This window comes from Kitasatospora sp. NPDC091257, from assembly GCF_044757675.1.
Classification (GTDB): domain Bacteria; phylum Actinomycetota; class Actinomycetes; order Streptomycetales; family Streptomycetaceae; genus Kitasatospora; species Kitasatospora lactacystinica.
The window spans coordinates 1-2125 of sequence record NZ_JBIVVI010001401.1 but is presented as its reverse complement, the minus strand read 5'-3'; the positions used below and the strand labels follow the sequence as shown (position 1 = coordinate 2125).

The 2125-nt window shown below is 73.3% G+C and carries 4 protein-coding genes and 1 pseudogene; 1 reads left to right on the top strand and 4 read right to left on the bottom strand.

The window, feature by feature from the left end; genetic code table 11:
• A pseudogene (locus tag ACIQOV_RS38705) lies at positions 1 to 103 on the top strand (ATP-binding protein); the annotation flags it as partial.
• On the opposite strand, the gene ACIQOV_RS38700 reads toward ACIQOV_RS38705, so the two are convergent.
• The 4 genes from ACIQOV_RS38700 to ACIQOV_RS38685 all read right to left on the bottom strand — a co-directional run bounded on the left by ACIQOV_RS38700 (position 58) and on the right by ACIQOV_RS38685 (position 1785).
• Positions 58 to 252 carry a hypothetical protein gene (locus tag ACIQOV_RS38700; protein WP_401055504.1) on the bottom strand — a complete coding sequence of 65 codons (195 nt, stop codon included), beginning with the start codon at positions 250 to 252 and terminating at the stop codon, positions 58 to 60. The pseudogene ACIQOV_RS38705 and the gene ACIQOV_RS38700 overlap by 46 nt on opposite strands.
• A 20-nt stretch (positions 253 to 272) precedes the next feature.
• On the bottom strand, positions 273 to 668 hold the full coding sequence (locus tag ACIQOV_RS38695) for a hypothetical protein (RefSeq protein WP_401055502.1): 396 nt from the start codon (positions 666 to 668) through the stop codon (positions 273 to 275).
• Between the two features lie 58 nt (positions 669 to 726).
• A complete protein-coding gene (locus ACIQOV_RS38690) occupies positions 727 to 888 on the bottom strand; it encodes a hypothetical protein (RefSeq protein ID WP_401055500.1) in 162 nt (53 codons plus the stop codon).
• 138 nt (positions 889 to 1026) lie between these two features.
• Positions 1027 to 1785 (bottom strand): Mu transposase C-terminal domain-containing protein, encoded by a 759-nt coding sequence (locus ACIQOV_RS38685; RefSeq protein WP_401055499.1) that lies wholly within the window; start codon positions 1783 to 1785, stop codon positions 1027 to 1029.
• Positions 1786 to 2125 lie beyond the last annotated feature (340 nt).

Here is a 2125-nt window from a genome sequence, read left to right as displayed (position 1 = left end):
CCAGCACTGGCCGCCGTGGCGGCAACTCGTGGTCGAGACCGCCCACCGGGTACTCGACTACACCGGCGGCACCCTGGTGATGCCCATGACGGTCCCGGTCGATCCTGGGGCGTTCCGTGCGGGCCAGGGCGGTACGGCGTGTGCCGTCAGCTGGGCCCAGGCGCGGAAGTTGCCGTGGGCGGCGCGCTGGTCGGCGAAGGAGATGTCGTCCGGGTCCGCGTCGGCCCGGACGGGGTGGTAGAGCGGGATCACGTCCAGGACCTCCTCCGGAGTCAGGCGGGCGAGGCGCTGCCAGATGAAGATCCTGGAGGGGAGCGCTGGTTCCTTGCGCAGGGCCTGGTGGCAGCCTTCTCCGCCCACGAAGCGGACGTACTCCAGCTGGTCGCTGGAGAACCACTGGGCCTCGTCCAGGACGAGGGTGCGGGGGTGGGCGGAGAGCCCGGAAGTCCGAGGCTGATGAACAGTTCGTGGCGCACGGCGGCCCGGGTGGTGGGGCGGGTGTGGAAGGTGATGCGGTGGATGTCCTCGCCGGGTTCGAGTTCGCGCAGGCAACTGGTCACCGCGACGGTCTTGCCGAAGCCGGCGCCGCCGTGGATGCACATCATGGCGCGGGCGGCGATGGTGTCGGCGAGGTTATCGCGCACGGCGAGCAGCGCACGGGTGGCCACGACACGGGCCTCGGGCAGGGCGATGTACCGGTCGGTGGATGCGGGCGGCAGGCGAGGGTCACAGGGTGTCCTCGCGGTCGGTTGACGGGGCGGGCCGGGCGGCGGTTCCCACGGCGGCGGGGGTGACCCAGTGGACCGGTGGCGGAGCGGGTGGAATCAGCTCCGGCAGGGCCGGCGAGGCGAGGCCGCTCTCGTGGTGGCGGGACAGCTCCCGGGTCACCTCGGTGGCGGTAGCGGTGTCGAGGCGGTGTGGCGCGGTGGGGGTGGTGGCGGGGGCGAAGCGTTCCTGGCGCAGCTGCTCGGCGGCCCTCGCTTCGGCCCGCAGGCGCCGGGTGCGGGCGCGGCGCAGCGCGGTGAGTTACTCGGGGGTGGCCTGGTCGGCGAGGTGGGCGGTGCCCAGGCGGCGGCCGGCGGGGTCGCAGATTTCGGTCTCGTGGGTGTGATGGGTCATGAACCGGACCCTGACCGCGCGGCTGGCCTGCCCGGCCATCCAGGCGGCGAGGTAGTCGCGGTTCGTGAAGCGGACCCCGTGGCTGGTGATGACGCGGGTGCGGCCGTCGTCCTCGAGCGTGAACGACCACAGGTCCGTAGGCGGAATGTCGGTGATGATCGGTGTCGGGTCGTGCGGCCAGGCCTGAAGCGGGGTGTGGCCGTTCAGGCCGTCCGAGTGGTGCTCGGTGTTCCACCAGGTGACCCAGGCCAGTACCTCAGCGGTGAAGTCCTCGAAGGACCGGGCCGGGGCCGTGGGCAGCCGGTCGGGGCGGCGGCCGGGCTGCTCGGTGCGGTAACCGGGCAAGGCAGCGAACAGCATCCGTATCGCGCTGCGGTTCAGGTTCTCGATGCCGCCCTTCGGATGGGGGCTGTAGGCCGGCAGGTCGTCCACGGTCGTTCCGAACGCGCCGAAGGCCGCGGTGACGGTGCGGGAGAGGAAGTCCTTGCCGCGGTCGATCCGCACGCTCTCCGGCCGGCCCCCGATCGGTCCGTACGGCCCGGTGCGCAGCACCGCGCAGCGCAGCGCCGCCAGGATCGAGGCACCGCCAGGATCGAGGCACGTGAAGGACAGCCCGGCGTCACCGCCACCCCGGTGATTGCTTTCGTCGCACAGTCGATGAACCACGTGACGTACGGCCGCACCAGCTGGCCGTCCGCGTGCACGCGCAGCGGGGCCTGGACGTGATCTCCCTCCCAGACGTGGTTGCGCCAGGTCCGGGGGCGTTTGCCGAACACGTCCTCCGCCTCGGAGCCCTTGCGGTGCCCGGCCCGCTCCCCCGTGACCCACGCCCGGACAGGTGGGTTCGCGGAGGACGGCCCGGGAACAACCCCGGGCGGACGGCGCGCGGCGGCCGAGGCGACGGCGGGGGCGCCCGAAACGGGCGGACCGTCCGGCGGGGCGGGCGGCAGTGCAGCGGCCCGACGGCGCGGGGCGGAGGACGGGCCGGGAGAGGTCACTCCCCCCC